The sequence below is a fragment of the Noviherbaspirillum humi genome (genome assembly GCF_900188095.1).
GTDB classification, from domain to species: Bacteria; Pseudomonadota; Gammaproteobacteria; order Burkholderiales; family Burkholderiaceae_D; genus Noviherbaspirillum; species Noviherbaspirillum humi.
In genome coordinates this window covers 281,139-296,751 of sequence record NZ_FZOT01000004.1, presented here as the reverse complement: position 1 = coordinate 296,751, position 15,613 = coordinate 281,139, and the positions used below count along the sequence as shown (strand labels likewise).

Here is a 15,613-nt window from a genome sequence, read left to right as displayed (position 1 = left end):
TGGTGGAAAACACCCACCACAAGTATCGGGCGGCTAGCTTCCGGCGACGAACATGGAGATGGCCGCGTGTGCGGCACGGTTGACCCAATACCTGATTCGTGGCGGCGTCGAGGCATGTCACAGGCATGAGATCAACCGGCGAATAACAAAAATAGTTTCATAAGCTCAGGCACAACTTTGAAATGAGCCTATAGTGACCTTAGGTGTACACCTCTCAGCATATGACCGGCATGAGCGAAGTGTCACTTCAACTGGCTGGAGCCAACTATGGAAACGCCGAAACCGATCCCGATGCAAGCGGAACCCTCCGAAGTTAAGCAAGACCCTCCCGTGAAGGCATGGGGAGTGATGACTGGCAAGGAAAGATGGACTTATACATGGCATGTAATCGTAATGCTGTGCACCGGCGGCTTCGTTTTTCCAAATGCCATAATTTCGTAACTCCGCAAAAAATGAAAATATAAGAGCTTCGATTCCCTGCGGGGGCTGACAGAGGCAACCCGACAAGGCCTGCCTCAAGTCGACCGGCTTCCGATAACTTGGTCAATAGTGTCGCTCCCAAGGGAATTGAGCGCTTGCTTTCCAGAGCTTGCCTATCCAGTTCGGCCATTAACGGGCCAGTAAGAGAAAATCCAGCCATCTCCATACGGCACTGCATTCGGCGCACTTGACTACTTGTTCCGCAGGTGAGGATCCTGTTCCAACCAGTTTCACCTGGCCATGGAAATGTGGTTGCCGAGTCGGATGACGCTTAACGACGATGAACATCACAACGATACTTATTCAGAGCTGCCAGCAACCTGACTCAGACAATGCGCTGACACGCCTTTTCGGCCTTCATAAGGAGCATGAGGCTAGCCAGGGATCTGTCATGTGGCTTGGGGTCGAAAACGAAGCCGGCCAGATCTATCGCTTGATCGGGGTCGAGGGCATTGCCGAATACGTCGCGATGCTCAAGCGATTGGACGCTGCAGGATATTGGGTACAGTCAATCGAGGCCGATGTAAGCAGCGCCTTGCATGCAATCGTCAGAGCGCCGGGAGACGTCCAATCGCCATGATGACCGATTGCTTGAAGCACTGCTGGTCCACGGCGCGCTTTCGCTTCCGAGAATAGTCACTTCCGCGCATGCTCAAGTGCGGCGGGCCTGGGACTGCGGCATCGGGTAGGTCAACGTGTCAGGGCCGCGTACTTGACGGCATCCGCCAAGCGGTCATACCGAAACTCGGCATAGTGGTAGTACCTGCCATCGAAGGTCACGCCGAATTCATCCATCCGTCTCAGCTCTTCTGCCGTCGGCATTTCAGGAGGAACCCATACCGGCGCCATTTCCGGCGGTGGGCGATGATTCGACTCCTTTTGCTCGAGTCGGGCATAGTTGATCGCGTCCTTCAATTGCTCGTAGCGGTACTCCCGATAACGATAATCTCGACCGTCGAATCGAATTCCGAGTTCCGACATCAGCGCAATGTCGGCGCTGGAAGGGGTGTGCGGGGCGATCATTGCCTCTACTCCTTGGGGCTGCGTTCACGGGACGAATGCGCGCGTTTCGGCCAACTCCGTTCACCGAAACGCGAGGAGAACGGACCATCGCGGCTTCCCTGCAGGCGTTTGTCTTCTGAATTGCCGGCACATCCTGCGTTATGCGGAAGCTATATTTTTCCCACGGGATCTTGGAGACGGCCCAAGCGCTTACGCGTGAAGCCGTGGAGGTAATTTTCGAAGGCGCTGGTGAGCATGGGATCCGCCAGGAACCTCAGCGCTGCATCGACGGAGTCGAACGTCGAAACGAGGCTGTCACCTCGGTTCAAGTCGAAGGTCAGCTCCTCGCTTCCATCCTGGCGTTCGATGATGTCGATGGCGCCAATACGGTAGTCAAAAGCACTATCTTTAAGCCACTCCCTGAACAGTCCAACCTTCCCGAGCTGCATGACAATCGGATTGTCACTGAAGGCGCTCATGGCTTCATCTCCTGACCGCTGGTGGGTAAGCGCGCCGGTAAGCAGGTGCGGGCCGACGGTGCTTCGTCTGGGCCAACCGAAATAGAAGGGTACCGATTATTGGTTGTACGCCGGTTTGAAACAATTTGCAACAATAAGCTGAGCTGGCGGCACTCCTGGTTTTTTCAAGCACTGTGCCGAAAATCCGCAGCATCAACCTGTGTGAAAACCGGTTTTTATTCGTTGCAGAGAAAACGCTCGCTAAACGCCCCGCATGGGGTTACGCCATCGCTTGCGCGCCCGCTGGTTGACAAGGTGTTGCCATTAAATCAAGCCGCAACTGCTCGACACTTAGCGCCTTTGGACGTCTTTTGTCAGATAGATGGCCTGGTTATGCGGACTGCGCCTGACGAATACAACCTTCGGCGAATTATTTTTTGGTTCACTCATGGCGGCGTGGCTTACGGATTGTTCGTCAACCCGCCGCTTGAATGCTTTTCCAATCATGGCTCGAATACCATGGTCAAGTTCGTTCCAATCTGTCGTGAAAGGCTTTTGCTTGTAAAGCGCCTCAACCAGGTACTCGTTGCTTTCGCGTGCGCCTTCTTTCCCGATCGCGCTGACAGGCTTGTCAAGCGCATAGAGAAATATCTCTTCGGCTATCTCTGTGGCGGTTTGCTGCGATTCCGCCGGCTGGGTGCTGATAGATTGATCAAGCGGAAAGCTCAAACGCCATTCAGCGTATTCACTGAAGGTCATGCCAAGGCTAGCCGCCTGACCAATTGCCTCGCATGCGACTCTTTCGTCCATTGAAACCAGGATGCTGATCATTTTCACCGCCTCACTAGCACTAGCTACACATCAGTCACAGAAAATCCGACGGCGACGCCCTAGAGGTGCTCAACAAATCTGCAAAATCCGAGACATCGACCACCAGCCCGCGCCGGTCAAAGCCGTCATTGCCGTCGACCGGATTTCGGCCAGGCAGAGCCGATTCCATTCGCAGCGCTGCGGAGAATCTTCCGCTGTTAGATCAGTAGGATGTCATCGATGACTTCCTTGATTCCCTGCGTCGACTCGGCAGCATTCCTGGCAGCGCGCCGTTGAGCCGGGGAATGCACGAATCCGCTCAGCGTAGCCCGCTTCTGCTCGACCTTGACGCCAACATCAGCCGGGGCAGGGCAGGCTTCATCAGCCAAGGCGATGCTGACGTTTCCCCTGACCTCGTCTTCCAGGTCCAGATTCCGCACGCGGATCTGAGCGTTGACTCCGAGGACACCAGGAACGCTGCTGACGGCTTCCTCTGCTGCCCAGCGCTCGCCGCCATGGGCAACGGTACCCGACAGCATTACCCATCCGGACGTCACCATGACCGTGACCTCCAGGTCCCTGCTTGCCTTTATTTTTTCCAGTGCGTGTTCACACCGGCGCTTGATATCGGCGTCGGTGACAAACATCTTACTTGCAATGGGAAGCGCGTCATTGCGTTTCACCACTTTCGCCAGCCGGTAGAAGTTCATGGCAGCGCTCCTTGGAAATGAGGGTTCGGCGATACGGCGAATCCTCGTATTGCGGAAATGCGCTTCGGTAGCCGGGAATCAGCTTCCGTCTGCCGCTATGGCGCGGGTCTTCTTGGGGGTGACTCGCCCAAGGCTAATTGCGACCGGATCGCTTGCCGGAAAAGATTCCATCAATGCCTCGTCAAGCGTATGCTCGCGACGCAGATCGTCGCTTTCCGGCACGCCGTCGCGATGCGCTTCAGGTAAATGTTGCGCACCGCTTCGAATCAGGTAATGCGCGTAAAAACCGCTGAACATTGCATTGTGCAGTCTGCACATATGCTCCACGATGGAGCAATGAAGCGCGGCGAGCTGCCCGCCAGGCAAGGTGCTCAGTCGATTTTTCACGTTGGCCCCTCAGCGGACGATTACCCGGGACAGGTCCGGACCGTGGCTTTTGGCCTGCTTCGCCGATTTGGCCGCCTTCTTTTCCCTCGGCGTCAAGATTGGCTTCTTTTTTGATTCCTTGTTGCTTTGTCTGATCTTGCTCATCGTATTTCCTTGGGTGGGTACTGATTAAGTGCAAACCAGATGACACGGCCTTTTGCCGGCTATCCGGTTTGGTCGAGGGTATTCGTTACGCAGTTGCACCACGCTGTTCATGACTCGCAGCCAGGCTGCGCACTCAATATCGGTAGTATTGGTCCCTGTAGGGAATGTTCAAATCCGCCAACAGGTGTCGCTCCGCCTCCGTGGGCTGCTCAAGATTGGCATGCACCTGGTAATCGGTGGAATCAATGAAGAACATGGACCTGGAGCCGTCCAGCGGCTGATGATTGCTGATATCGCTGCGAAATGAAAACAGGCCAGGTTGCTTCCTGCTCCGATTTTCGACCACTTTTTCATGGTCAAGCGTCGAAGCGGCCTCCGGGGCTTCGCAGGGCACTGCGGTGCGGCTCAAGCTGCTGGCATTCGCACAGTGAGGGGCTTGCTTGTTATGAGACATGATGTGCTTTCTTGGTTGTAAACACCATTACTGGCGAGTTTGAAGCGGTTCGGCAAATGCCGGCGGCTGGTGCAGATGCGCGCCCGGCAGGGCGTCGCATGCGCTGCTGCGTACGCTCCAGCTCGCGTCTCGCCTGCGAACCTGAAATGCAGATTCCTTCTTCGTTAGAGGAAGCTCTGTATCAAGCCAGGATGTCGCGGCCGGAAAACTGAACGCGCATTAGTTGAGCGGGAGCGCCTGAACCCGGCCATCGATGATATCTCTCCCATACTCCATCGCGAGATCGATCGCCTTGTCGCTGTTGTCCGGAAAGCTGGCCGTCGAGCTCAACTGATAGCGCTGAGCAGCGAGTTCATCCATGCGGCTGCTGTCGATCCGCACTACGGCGGAAAACCGCCTTGGACCGCTCGCATACGGATCGTTGTGCGTCGGGTAGAGCTTCTGCGAATAGGCACTTAGGAGGAAGCCCCGGTACTCAAGGGTAGGTATGGTCATGGCGGTTCCTTGCGCGGAACCGACCGTCTGGAAGGTCGTAATTTACCGATGCGGAGACGGGCGGTTAGCGGCATCGGACTCATTAAGAGTGGGCCTAAAGACACCGGAAGGCAAGCTTTATTTATATTTATATTTTTGGAAGCGGCCGGCGAGGCGAGATGCGGGATGTGGACGATTATTTTCCTGCGGTCCAAGACGCGCATCGCACTCCTTGCTATCGGCGCGATTTCATCGCCTTGCATCCGCGCTGCACGATTCGCTTGCCAGGATTGAGGCATTCGTCATGTTCGGGAAAGCCGACTTTGCGGTTATGCCGCTGGATACCGCCGACTGCTCGCGAAGAGTTGCAAGCTTGGCGCGCACAATAAAAAACCGCAGCAGATGCCGCGGCTTTTGCATGCATGCGCTCCAGGAAGATTATTGCGCGCGAGTGCTGCCGTTAGGTGACTGATTGCGTTCGCCAGTCCCGCGAATCGGCGTGGTCAGCTTATCCAGTGCTTCCTTCTGCCGCTGTGTCACCTTCGCCGTCTGGTCGGAGGCTTTTTGCGCCACTTCCCTGACGACTGCCTCAGCCGTGCGGGTGGCGTTCGGCGTATGCGTTTCGGCAGTCTTCGCTATGCCGACCTGCGCTTCAGCGAGGATGGCTTGCACGTGCTGGTTGTAGGCACGGACTTTTTCTGCGGTTGGCTGTGCCTGGCCGGCAGCAATCGACAAGGCCTCGATACGATCCTCAGCCTGCATCACCTGCCGGGTGCTGGACAGCGTTTCTTCCATCAAGGTTTGCCCGACCTGTATGTTGAGCTCGTTCAGCTTTTGCATGCTTTCGAACATTTTCTTCGACACGTCGGCATAGAACGCAAATTGCGCTTCGATCTGCGCATTCACTGCGGGGGAGGAGAACGATTGAAAGAAGTTATTCATTAAAATTCCTAATAAAATTTTTATACAGGCGGTTATCTGTACAAGGGGCCAACGTAAGGTCAGAGAAGCCAGTTAGCGGAACGTTCAATATATATTTTTGCAATGCAGCAAACCAAGAGTTTCATTGGTGATTTAAATAGTTCAGCAAATATATATCGCGTAATTCTTCCGCGACGCAGCATAATAGGCATCCGAACTCAATGCTCATTCGAGCTTCCATGGAGCATTATGCATATCACCAATATTCCGCCGTCTTCAGCGATGCTGTTCGCTTTCGAGCCAGTGCGCTCAATGATCGACTTTTTCGCAGGGAATGCGCTTTCGCTCGAGCTCCTGCCAAAAGGGGATGGACATTCAGTAATCGTTTTTCCCGGTCTTGGCGCCTCCGGGAGCGCCACCGCAGTGCTGCGCTCACGTCTGCAGCAACTTGACTACGAGGTTCATGATTGGGAGCACGGCGTCAACCAGCTTCCGGGGGGCGACCTGGAGGCCTGGATCACGCAGCTGGCGACGCAATTGCGGCGGCTGGCGGAACGGGACGGGCGAACGGTGACGCTCGTCGGCTGGAGCCTGGGAGGCCTGTATGCCCGGGCACTTCTGCAGCGCTATCCCGCCTACATACGCCAGATAATCACGCTCGGCACACCTTATGCCGAGCTGCGTCACGCCGGTGCCGCGCCAGCGAGCCATCACGGAATCGATGATGATGCGGTCGCCGCCGTCCCTGCCTTCTCGATCTATTCCAAGTCGGATGGATTGGTGGCATGGCAGGGTTGTGTTCCATCGGCATTGCACAACCATCACGCCATCGCAGTCGATGATGTCAGTCACATGGGGCTCGTGCACCATCCGGAAGTACTGTCGATTATCGCTGGCTTGCTTGCCCGATGCGGCGGCGATGCTGTCCATGCACGGGCAGTGAGATGATCGAAAATTTTTCAGGGTGCCAAGTGTGCAGTCGCCCAGCGCTTATTCCGCTGCCACGCGAGCGATGACGGTGCTTGCACCGGAGACCTAAAACGGATGCGGCCTTCTTCCTGCCGGCTCGTAAGCTGGCAGGTTCGCCGCGCCGTGTCGTGTCTTGTACCAGCTTCGCAGGTATGCCGCCATGCGATGACCAAACACCGGCTCCCTTCGATCATGGTCTTGACTGGGTCGGCGCATCCTCCTGCGCCTCCCAGAACAGATGCGCATCCAGCATCAGCGCCGCCCGGGCCTGCAAGGCCTCCACCTGGGCGGCTTCGGCGCTGGCTTCCGCCTCCAGGGACTGGCGCCGCGCCAGCAGCGCTTCGCCTATCGTTACCTCGCCCAGCGAATACGCTTTCGACAGCAGCGCGGCAGTGTCCCGCGAGCGCTGCGCCAGCCGCGCGAGGCTTGCCCAGTTGTCGTAGGCGGCGCGGGCGCTCATGGCCGCTGCGGCAGCCTCGCGCTGCACGCGGAAGCGTACGCCTTGGGCTTTTTCAGCCACCACCGCCGCTTCGGCTGCGCTGGCGTCGGCCTGGGCGGCGCGGACGGCGCCGGGGAGGGGAATGGAAACGGTGACGCCGACGATCTTTTCCTGGCGGTCGCGCTCCTGCATCATGTGCACGCCAACGGTCGGGTCCGGCGTTCGCTCCAGGCTGCGGCGCTGCGCCGCCAGTCTGGCGAATGCGGCCTGGGCATCGGCCAGTTCGATCTCGTGGTTTTCCGAGACGATGCGCTGCACCCATTGCTCGATGCCGGTCGCGTCGGCATTTGGCGCCGGCACCTGTGCCGGCATGGCCAAGGGCAATCCGGGATAGCGGCTGTCCAGCTCCAGCCTGGTGCGCTCGGCGCGCTGCATCGCCTGCTGCTGAACGGCGAGCAGGCGGTCGCGTTCGGTCTCCGCCAGCATCATGTCCATGCGCGGGGCATCGCCTGCCTTGACCCGCTTGGCGGCGATGCCGGCCTGCTGCTCGAGCAGCTTCACCTGCTCCTGGAGCAAGGCCGCGGCGCGCGCTTCGCGAATGGCGTCGAACCACAAGCGCAGAAAGGCGCGGCCGGCTTCATGCCAGGCATCGGCATAGGCGAACTGCGCCACCTGCAGCTGCTGGTCGGCCAGCGCGCCATCCTTGCCGGCCTTGCCGAACCAGCGCACCGGACGCTCCAGCGCCACGCCCTGTTCGCGGTAGCGCAAGCCATCCGCCTCGGTGCGGCGCTGCACGGTGGCGCGCGCCACCCATTCATGCGCGCCGGTGCGCAGGCGCCGCGATTCGGCGCTGTCGAAGTCGATGCGGGCGCGGGCGGCGCGCACTTCCGGCGTCCGATCCAGTGCGGCGCGCACGGCGGGTTCCGGCGGCAGCAGGGCGGGATAATCGTCCTGCGCCCGCGCCGCCGCGCCCAGCAGCAACGCCAGCGCTGCGCAACCGCGCCTGACCGTCATGCGCTTCATGCAAAGCTACCGCAGGCGACCAGCGGCGTCATCCAGTAGGACATCTGCGGATTGCGGAATGCCTCGCGCAGGCTGGCCAGCAGCGCGTGGGCCTGGTCCTGCCGCAGCGGCAAGACGATCTGTCGGCGGGCGGCGCGGCCGCGCACCTTTTCCAGCGCGGCTTCGAGCATGATGGCGCTTCCGTAGCCTTCGGCGGTAGTCACGCTGAAACCGTCCACCCACTCGGGATGCGCCTGCAGATGATCGAGCACCGCCTCTTCAAGGCGTGCCGGGATGGCGAGGGTCAGCAGGCAATCGGGGGCGGTAGGCGTCATGAGGTCCTCGCAGGCGCGCCGGCTTGCGGCATGCCGAATTTCTGAAACAGGATGGGCAGCAGCACCAGCGTCAGCAGGGTGGAGCTGACCAGGCCGCCGATCACCACGATAGCCAGCGGGCGCTGAATCTCGGAACCCGGGCCGGTCGCCAGCAGCAGCGGCACCAGGCCGAAGCCGGCGATGCCGGCGGTCATCAGCACCGGACGCAGCCGCCGCAACGCGCCGTTGCGCACCACCTGCGCGCCGGGCACGCCGCGCGCCAGCAGCTGGTTGAAGTAATTGATCATCACCAGGCCGTTCAGCACTGCCACGCCCATCAGCGCGATGAAGCCGACCGAGGCCGGCACCGACAGATACTCGCCGGCGGCGGCCAGGGCGACGATGCCGCCGATCAGGGCGAACGGAATGTTGGCGAATACCAGCAGGGCCTGGCGCAGGGATCCGAAGGTGGCGAACAGCAGAAGAAAGATCAGCGCCAGCGCCACCGGCACCACCACGGCCAGCCTCGCCGCGGCCCGCTGCTGGTTCTCGAACTGGCCGGCCCAGCCGATGCGGTAGCCGGACGGCAGCGGCACTTCCTGCGCGACCCGCTGCTGAGCCTCGCGCACGAAACCGACCAGGTCGCGCCCGCGCACATTGGCGCGCACCACCACCATGCGGGAGGAATTCTCGCGCTCGATCTTCACCGGGCCGTCGACCCGCTGCAGCCGCGCCAGGTTTTCCAGCGGGATGGCATCGCCGTCGGCACGGGGGATGCGCAAGCTGCGGAACAGCTCCGGCGACATGCGCAGGTCCTCGCCGCCGCGTATCGTCAGCGGCAGGCGCCGGCCCTGCTCGATGACGGTGCCGACCACCCGGCCTTCCACCATCACCCGCAGGTCGGCCTGCACGTCTTCCACCGTCAGGCCATGGCGGCCGGCGGCGGCGCGGTCGATTTCCACCTGCAGGTATTGCACGCCTTCATTCTTCACCGTCAGCACGTCCTCGCTGCCCGGCAGCGACTCCAGGATGCGCACGATCTTCGCTGCCAGCGCATCCAGCTGGTCGAGGTCGGTGCCGTAGATCTTGATCGCCAGGTCGCCGCGCACGCCGGAGAGCATTTCGGAAGTGCGCATCTCGATCGGCTGGGTGAAGCTCAGGTTCATGCCGGGAAATTCGGCTGCCACCTCCCGAAGACGGTCGATCAGCTTCTCTTTGTCATCGTCGCGCCATTGCGCGCGCGGCTTCAGCACCAGGAAGGTGTCGGTCTCGTTCAAGCCCATCGGATCGAGACCGAGTTCATCGGAACCGGCGCGGGCGACGATGCTCTCGACCTCCGGCACGGTGGCCAAGATGCGCGCCTGCAGCGCCTGATCGATGGCGGCGCTGCGGGCGAGGTTGATGGAGGGCACCTTCTCCACCTGCATGATGATGTCCCCTTCGTCCAGGCTCGGCATGAAGGATTTGCCGATCAGCGGATACAGCGCCAGCGCCGCCGCCAGCGCCAGGCCGCCCGCGACGAGCACCGCCTTCTGGCGCTGCTGCGTCCAGTCCAGCACCCGGCCATACAGCGCTTCGAGCTTTCGCGCCAGCCAGGGCGAGTCGTGCGGATTTCGCTTGAGCAGGAAGGAGGCGAGCACCGGGATCACCGTCAGCGACAGCACCAGGGAACTGGCCAGGGCAAACACGATGGTCAGCGCCACCGGCGTGAACAGCTTGCCTTCCAGGCCCTGCAGCGTCACCAGCGGCAGGAACACGATGATGATGATGACCATGCCGGAGACCACCGGCACCGCCACCTCCTGCACCGCGCGGTAAATGACCTGCAAATGGGGTCGCGGCGCGGCGGCGTGCGGATGGGCATGGTGCGCTTCGATGTTCTCGACCACGACCACCGCGGCATCGACCAGCATGCCGATGGCGATCGCCAGCCCGCCGAGCGACATCAGGTTGGCGCTCAGGCCGAACCAGCGCATCAGCAGGAAGGTGGAGAGCGCCGACAGCGGCAGGATCAGCGCCACCACCAGGGCGGCGCGCAGGTTGCCGAGAAAGGCGAACAGCAGCAACAGCACCAGCACGATCGCTTCCAGCAGCGCCTTCGATACGGTATTGACGGCGCGGTCCACCAGGTTGCCGCGGTCGTAGAAGGGCTTGACGGTGACGCCCTTCGGCAAGGCTTTCTCGACGTCGGCGAGCCTGGCCCGGACCTGGCTCACCACGTCGCGCGCATTGGCGCCGCGCAGCCCGAGCACCAGGCCCTGGACCGCTTCCTCCCGGCCGTCCTTGGTCACCACGCCGTAGCGCGTCAGGCTGCCGATGCGCACGTCCGCCACATCGCCGACGCGGACGGTGACGCCATCGCGCCGGATGACGGCGATCGCGCCCACGTCCTGCACGGTTCGCACGTTGCCGCTGCTGCGCACCAGCAGGGACTCTTCGTTGTCGGCCAGCCGGCCGGCGCCGTCGTTGCGGTTGTTGGCTTCCAGCGCCGCCTGCAGCTGGGCCAGCGACACCTGGCGCGCCGCCAGCGCCGCCGGATCGGGCACCACCTCGAAGGCGCGGACCAAGCCGCCGAGGGCATTGACGTCGGCCACGCCGGGGATGCTGCGCAGCTGCGGCCGGATCACCCAGTCGAGCAGGGTGCGCTTTTCGGCCAGCGACAATTCGCCCTCGATGGTGAACATGAACATCTCGCCGAGCGGCGTGGTGATCGGCGCCAGGCCGCCGGAAACGCCGGGCGGCAGGTCCTTGAGCACGTTGCCGAGGCGTTCGGCGGCTTGCTGCCGCGCCCAGTAGATGTCGGTGCCTTCATGGAAATCGAGAGTGATGTCGGCGATGGCGTACTTGGATTGCGAGCGCAGCACCGATTGGCCGGGAATGCCGAGCAGTTCCTGTTCGATCGGCGCGGTGATGCGGTTCTCCACTTCCTCCGGCGTCATGCCGGGCGCCTTGAGGATGATCTTCACCTGGGTCGAGGAGACGTCCGGAAAGGCGTCGATCGGCAGGGCGGTGAAAGCGAGCGCGCCGGCGCCGGTGAGCAGAATCGCTAGCACCAGGACCAGCAGGCGCTGCGACAGCGCGAAGGCGATCAGGCGCGACAGCATCATTTGCCTTCGCCGGCCGGGCTGCCGAGGCCGAGCCACATTCCTTTCAGCGCCGCGAGGCCGCCGGTGGCGACTTCATCGCCCGCACGCAGGGCGCCGCGCACCGATGCCGAGCCGGCGTCGCGCCCGACGACCTCGACTTCGACCGGCTTGAATCCGCCCTTCTGCCGCAGGAAGACGACATTGCGCTCGCCGCTGCCGGCGATGGCGGCGCCGCTGACCCGCAGCGCGCCTTCCGGCGCGGCGCGGGTGCGCACCACGCCTTCGACATGCTGGTTCGGGCGCACGCAGTCGCTGGCCGAGGGCAGCGGCACCCGCACCGTCAAGGTCTGGCTGCTGGCTTGCAGCTGCGGGCTGATGGCGCTGATTTTCCCGGGCCTGGCGCAGCCTTCGACTTCAACCGCATCGCCTTCGCGCAGCAGGGCCGCCTGCTGGCGGGTGGCATGCAGTTCGAGCCAGAGCTGGGAATCCTGCGCCACCTTGGCCAGCGGCGCGCCGGCGTCGACGCGCTGCCCGATCGCCGTCATCTGCTCGATCACTACGCCCTTGCGCGGGGCGGAGATGGTGAGGGTAGAGGACAGGTTGCGGCTGTCGGCGAGGGCTGCGATGCCCTTGTCGCTCATGCCGGCCAGTCGCAGCGACTGGCGCAGCTCGTTCTGCGCCGCTTCGAGCTGGAGAAAACTGGAACGGCTTTCCTGCAGCCGGCTCTCGGCGACGATGCCTTCCCTGAACAGTTCCTGGTCGCGGCGCAGCTTTTCGCCGGCGAGCCGGGCTTGCAGCGCCGCCTGCAGGTACTCCCGCTGCCACTGCAGCAGCTGCGGGCTGCGCAGCGTGACCAGCGCCGCGCCGGCAGCCACCGCTTCCATCGGCTCCGCCTGGATGGATTCGACCACGCCGGCGGCGGGCGCGCTCAGCAACTGTATCGCCCGGGTGGGGAAGACCGCGCTGCCCGGCAGGCGCAATACCGCGCCCGTTCCGGCCGCGGCGGCGGTGATCTTCTCGACGCGCACGCCGATATTGGTTTCCTGCGCCGGGGTGAGCGGAATCGTCGGATAGTCAGCGGCGCATGCGGCGGACGCCGCGCACAGCATCGTCGCGGCAATCAGGGTGGAGCGAATCGATGCGGACCGATTCCTGTTCTCGTTTGGCTGGATCATAGGAAAGACATGGGCGAGGCGCGGCCCATATTACGGAGAGGGCGGCAAACATGCAACCCGATGAATCAGGATCCGCCAGGGAAGATTTCCCGCCATGCGCCGAAAACTTGCCGGATCACGTGCCGGTGCAGCGAGCGCGCCAGGGCAGGCGGGCGATGTCGCCGTTCAAGGGCATCGCGTTGGATGCGGCACCGGGGAGCCGCGAGCGTGCGGCGCTACGAGGCGCGCGCCACCGTTTCGCGCCGCGCCTTCTCGGCTTCCGCCGCCATGGCCCGGATGAATTCGGCGGTGGCGTCCGGATTGGTCACCGGCAGCATGTGGCCGCCTTCGACGGTCTTCAGGTTCAGCTGCTTCACCTTGTCCCGCATCGCTTCGCCGTGGCGGCGCCAGTCGAGGATGCGGTCGCCGGTGCCGTACAGGATGCCGACCGGCAGGGAGAGTTCCGGATAGCGCTGCATCATTCCCGGCAGGTCGTGCTCGATCGCCTGCATGTCGGCCGCCGCGGCGAGGTAGGCGGCCGGGCGCAGGCTCATCAGGCCGCCGCCCGCGGTGGGGAAGTCGATAGGCGCTTCCTCCGGGCCGAATACCACGTCCATGGTCTCCTTGCGCTTGAGGATGGCCAGCGGCAGCAGCAGGGTGCGGCTGAACAGCGCGCGCATGCCCGGCGAGCGTATCGCCAGTGCGCGGAACGGTGTCGGCACATCCTCCTGGAAGTGGGTGAGCGGCGCCACCAGCGCCAGCGCGGCGATGCTGTCCGGGTGATCCAGCGCCACCGACAGCGAAATTGCGCCGCCGAGCGAGTGGCCCACCAGCAGCGGACGTTCGAGCTGGAGAGCCCGGATCACGCCGGCCACCAGATCGCCCTGGTGCTTGATGCGGGCCGATCCGCTGGCCAGCGGCGAGGAATGGCCGGAACCGGGGCGGTCGATCAGGATCACCCGGTACTCGCCGGTGAGCCGGCCGGCGAGCGAATGGGAGAAATTGCGCGATTGCCCGTTCAAGCCATGCACCATGACGATGGGCTGGCCGGCGCCTTCGTCGACGTAGTGGATGCAGGTACCGTCGATGTCGATGAAGCGGCCGTGCGGCGGAAAGCCCTGGTTGATCTTCTTTTCGATCATGGAAGCGAAGAGGGCCAGCCCGAGCAGCGTGAGGGCAGCGGCGATGACGATGGCGAGGATGACGGAGAACAGGATCATGGTTAGGTGGCGGTGAGAGGGGCAGGGTCGACAGGTTGGGCGGCTTTGGTGTCCGGCATGGCGCGGCCGAAGCGCATCGTGCCATCGTTGATACGGGAGAAACGCATCGCCAGCCGGTCCCTGAGGTAGTTCTGGTAGGCGCGCCATGGCTGGCGCGCGCCTTGCCTGGGCAGGACATCGGCGCCACGCCGGACGTAGCCGGAACTCAGGTCCAGCACCGGCCTTTCCGGCATGCTGCCCGTTGGCCGCTGCGGCATGCACCAGTGCAGCTGCCGGCGCTCCATGTGGCGCAGCAGGCGGCAGACATACTCCGCCGTCAGTTCGCAGCGCAGGGTCCACGAGGCGTTCACGTAGCCGAAGGCGGAAGCGAGATTGGGAATGCCGCTGTACATCATGCCCTTGTACACCAGCGACTCGGCAACATTCTTCTCCACCCCGTCGACCGATACTTTCATGCCGCCGAACAGCTGCAGCCTGAGGCCGGTGGCGGTAACGATGATGTCGGCTTCGAGCCGTTGGCCGGAACGCAGCAGCAAGCCGGTCGGGGTGAAGCGCTCGATCTCGTCGGTGACGATGGACGCCTTGCCGTCGCGCATGGCGCGGAAAAAGTCGCCGTCCGGCACTAGACAGAGGCGCTGCTCCCAGGGGTTGTAGCTCGGCGTGAAATGCCGCGCCTCGTAATGCGCGGCGAGCTGCCTCTTTACGCCTTTCTCGATCAGGCGGCGGGTGAAGCCGGGTTTGCGGCGCGCGATGTTGAAGAAAGCCGTGCCGAGCAGCACGTTCTTCCAGCGCGCCACGCTCGCCGCCGCGCCCGTCGGCAGGCGGCGGTAGAGCCAGCCTGCCAGCCTGTCCTCGGCCGGCCTGGACACCATGTAGGTGGGCGAGCGCTGCAGCATGGTGACATGGGCCGCCTGCTGCGCCATGGCGGGCACCAGGGTGACGGCGGTGGCGCCGCTGCCGATCACCACCACGCGCTTCCTGCGGTAGTTCAAATCGGCGGGCCAGTGCTGCGGATGAACCAGCGTGCCGGCATAGTCTGCCATGCCGGGCCAGTCCGGCAGGTAGCCGGCGCGGTAGTCGTAATAGCCGCTGCACATGAACAGGAACTGGCAGGTGAAGGCGACCGGGATGCGGGTGTCGCCTTCGGCACCGACCTCGGCGCGCAGGCGCCAGGTGGCGCTGCCGGAGTCCCATGCGGCCTCGGCGACGCGATGTCTGAAGCGTATCTTCGACCGGATGCCGTAGGCCTGCGCCGCATCCGCGATGTACTCCCGGATCAGGGCCCCGTCGGCGATGGCGCGGGAGTCGCGCCAGGCCCGGAAGCGGTATCCCAGGGTGTACATGTCGGAGTCGGAGCGCACGCCAGGATAGCGGAACAGGTCCCAGGTGCCGCCGATGGCATCGCGGGCTTCCAGGATCAAAAAGCGCTTGTGCGGCAATTTGGCTTGCAGATGGTAGGCGGCGCAGATGCCGGACAGGCCGGCGCCGACGATGACGACGTCGAAGTGCTCGATCGAACTGCGCACCGGCGCCGGGTTGGCGGCAGCGGCGCCGCGCGGGTCGCGTTGCTCGTTTCCCGTATCCATGAC

18 protein-coding genes are annotated in these 15,613 nt (G+C 62.9%); 2 read left to right on the top strand and 16 right to left on the bottom strand.

The window, feature by feature from the left end:
- Nucleotides 1-760: 760 nt before the first annotated feature.
- Nucleotides 761-1,060: a hypothetical protein gene (locus CHB88_RS09745; RefSeq protein WP_089399118.1), complete on the top strand. Its 300-nt coding sequence runs from the start codon at nucleotides 761-763 to the stop codon at nucleotides 1,058-1,060.
- A gap of 110 nt (nucleotides 1,061-1,170) precedes the next feature.
- Here the strand turns inward: CHB88_RS09745 and CHB88_RS09740 are convergent, their stop codons facing one another.
- From CHB88_RS09740 to CHB88_RS09710, 10 genes are all read right to left on the bottom strand, one after another.
- Complete coding sequence (locus CHB88_RS09740; protein ID WP_089399117.1) at nucleotides 1,171-1,503, bottom strand: hypothetical protein; 333 nt, start codon at nucleotides 1,501-1,503, stop codon at nucleotides 1,171-1,173.
- A gap of 149 nt (nucleotides 1,504-1,652) precedes the next feature.
- Nucleotides 1,653-1,961: a hypothetical protein gene (locus tag CHB88_RS09735; RefSeq protein WP_089399116.1), complete on the bottom strand. Its 309-nt coding sequence runs from the start codon at nucleotides 1,959-1,961 to the stop codon at nucleotides 1,653-1,655.
- 330 nt (nucleotides 1,962-2,291) lie between these two features.
- Nucleotides 2,292-2,771 carry a hypothetical protein gene (locus CHB88_RS09730; protein WP_089399115.1) on the bottom strand — a complete coding sequence of 160 codons (480 nt, stop codon included), beginning with the start codon at nucleotides 2,769-2,771 and terminating at the stop codon, nucleotides 2,292-2,294.
- Nucleotides 2,772-2,805: 34 nt separating this feature from the next.
- Nucleotides 2,806-2,940, bottom strand: coding sequence for a hypothetical protein (locus CHB88_RS25855; RefSeq protein ID WP_281255007.1), 135 nt, complete (start codon nucleotides 2,938-2,940; stop codon nucleotides 2,806-2,808).
- A 28-nt stretch (nucleotides 2,941-2,968) separates the two neighbouring features.
- Complete coding sequence (locus CHB88_RS09725) at nucleotides 2,969-3,460, bottom strand: BON domain-containing protein (RefSeq protein ID WP_089399114.1); 492 nt, start codon at nucleotides 3,458-3,460, stop codon at nucleotides 2,969-2,971.
- Between the two features lie 78 nt (nucleotides 3,461-3,538).
- Complete coding sequence (locus CHB88_RS24380; protein WP_143131202.1) at nucleotides 3,539-3,847, bottom strand: hypothetical protein; 309 nt, start codon at nucleotides 3,845-3,847, stop codon at nucleotides 3,539-3,541.
- A 9-nt stretch (nucleotides 3,848-3,856) separates the two neighbouring features.
- The gene (locus CHB88_RS25850) at nucleotides 3,857-3,991 is read right to left on the bottom strand and encodes a hypothetical protein (protein WP_281255006.1); all 135 of its coding nucleotides are present in this window, start codon (nucleotides 3,989-3,991) and stop codon (nucleotides 3,857-3,859) included.
- Between the two features lie 133 nt (nucleotides 3,992-4,124).
- Nucleotides 4,125-4,445: a hypothetical protein gene (locus CHB88_RS09720; RefSeq protein ID WP_143131201.1), complete on the bottom strand. Its 321-nt coding sequence runs from the start codon at nucleotides 4,443-4,445 to the stop codon at nucleotides 4,125-4,127.
- A gap of 219 nt (nucleotides 4,446-4,664) precedes the next feature.
- Nucleotides 4,665-4,940, bottom strand: a complete 276-nt coding sequence (locus CHB88_RS09715) for a hypothetical protein (protein ID WP_089399112.1) — start codon at nucleotides 4,938-4,940, stop codon at nucleotides 4,665-4,667.
- 417 nt (nucleotides 4,941-5,357) lie between these two features.
- Nucleotides 5,358-5,861 carry a phasin family protein gene (locus CHB88_RS09710; protein ID WP_245844863.1) on the bottom strand — a complete coding sequence of 168 codons (504 nt, stop codon included), beginning with the start codon at nucleotides 5,859-5,861 and terminating at the stop codon, nucleotides 5,358-5,360.
- A 228-nt stretch (nucleotides 5,862-6,089) separates the two neighbouring features.
- Between CHB88_RS09710 and CHB88_RS09705 the strand changes: the two genes are divergently transcribed.
- Nucleotides 6,090-6,788: an esterase/lipase family protein gene (locus CHB88_RS09705; protein ID WP_089399111.1), complete on the top strand. Its 699-nt coding sequence runs from the start codon at nucleotides 6,090-6,092 to the stop codon at nucleotides 6,786-6,788.
- A 211-nt stretch (nucleotides 6,789-6,999) separates the two neighbouring features.
- Here the strand turns inward: CHB88_RS09705 and CHB88_RS09700 are convergent, their stop codons facing one another.
- From CHB88_RS09700 to CHB88_RS09675, 6 genes are all read right to left on the bottom strand, one after another.
- Entirely contained in the window at nucleotides 7,000-8,262 is a 1,263-nt protein-coding gene (locus tag CHB88_RS09700) for a TolC family protein (protein ID WP_176442395.1), read from the bottom strand.
- 5 nt (nucleotides 8,263-8,267) lie between these two features.
- Nucleotides 8,268-8,585, bottom strand: a complete 318-nt coding sequence (locus CHB88_RS09695) for a DUF3240 family protein (protein ID WP_089399109.1) — start codon at nucleotides 8,583-8,585, stop codon at nucleotides 8,268-8,270.
- On the bottom strand, nucleotides 8,582-11,668 hold the full coding sequence (locus tag CHB88_RS09690) for an efflux RND transporter permease subunit (RefSeq protein WP_089399108.1): 3,087 nt from the start codon (nucleotides 11,666-11,668) through the stop codon (nucleotides 8,582-8,584). Before CHB88_RS09690 ends, CHB88_RS09695 begins: the two co-directional genes overlap by 4 nt.
- Nucleotides 11,668-12,825 (bottom strand): efflux RND transporter periplasmic adaptor subunit, encoded by a 1,158-nt coding sequence (locus CHB88_RS09685; protein ID WP_089399107.1) that lies wholly within the window; start codon nucleotides 12,823-12,825, stop codon nucleotides 11,668-11,670. The genes CHB88_RS09690 and CHB88_RS09685 overlap by 1 nt, the downstream gene beginning before the upstream one ends.
- Nucleotides 12,826-13,040: 215 nt before the next feature.
- Nucleotides 13,041-14,024, bottom strand: a complete 984-nt coding sequence (locus CHB88_RS09680) for an alpha/beta fold hydrolase (protein ID WP_089399106.1) — start codon at nucleotides 14,022-14,024, stop codon at nucleotides 13,041-13,043.
- Between the two features lie 2 nt (nucleotides 14,025-14,026).
- Complete coding sequence (locus CHB88_RS09675; protein ID WP_089399105.1) at nucleotides 14,027-15,610, bottom strand: flavin-containing monooxygenase; 1,584 nt, start codon at nucleotides 15,608-15,610, stop codon at nucleotides 14,027-14,029.
- Between the last annotated feature and the right edge of the window lie 3 nt (nucleotides 15,611-15,613).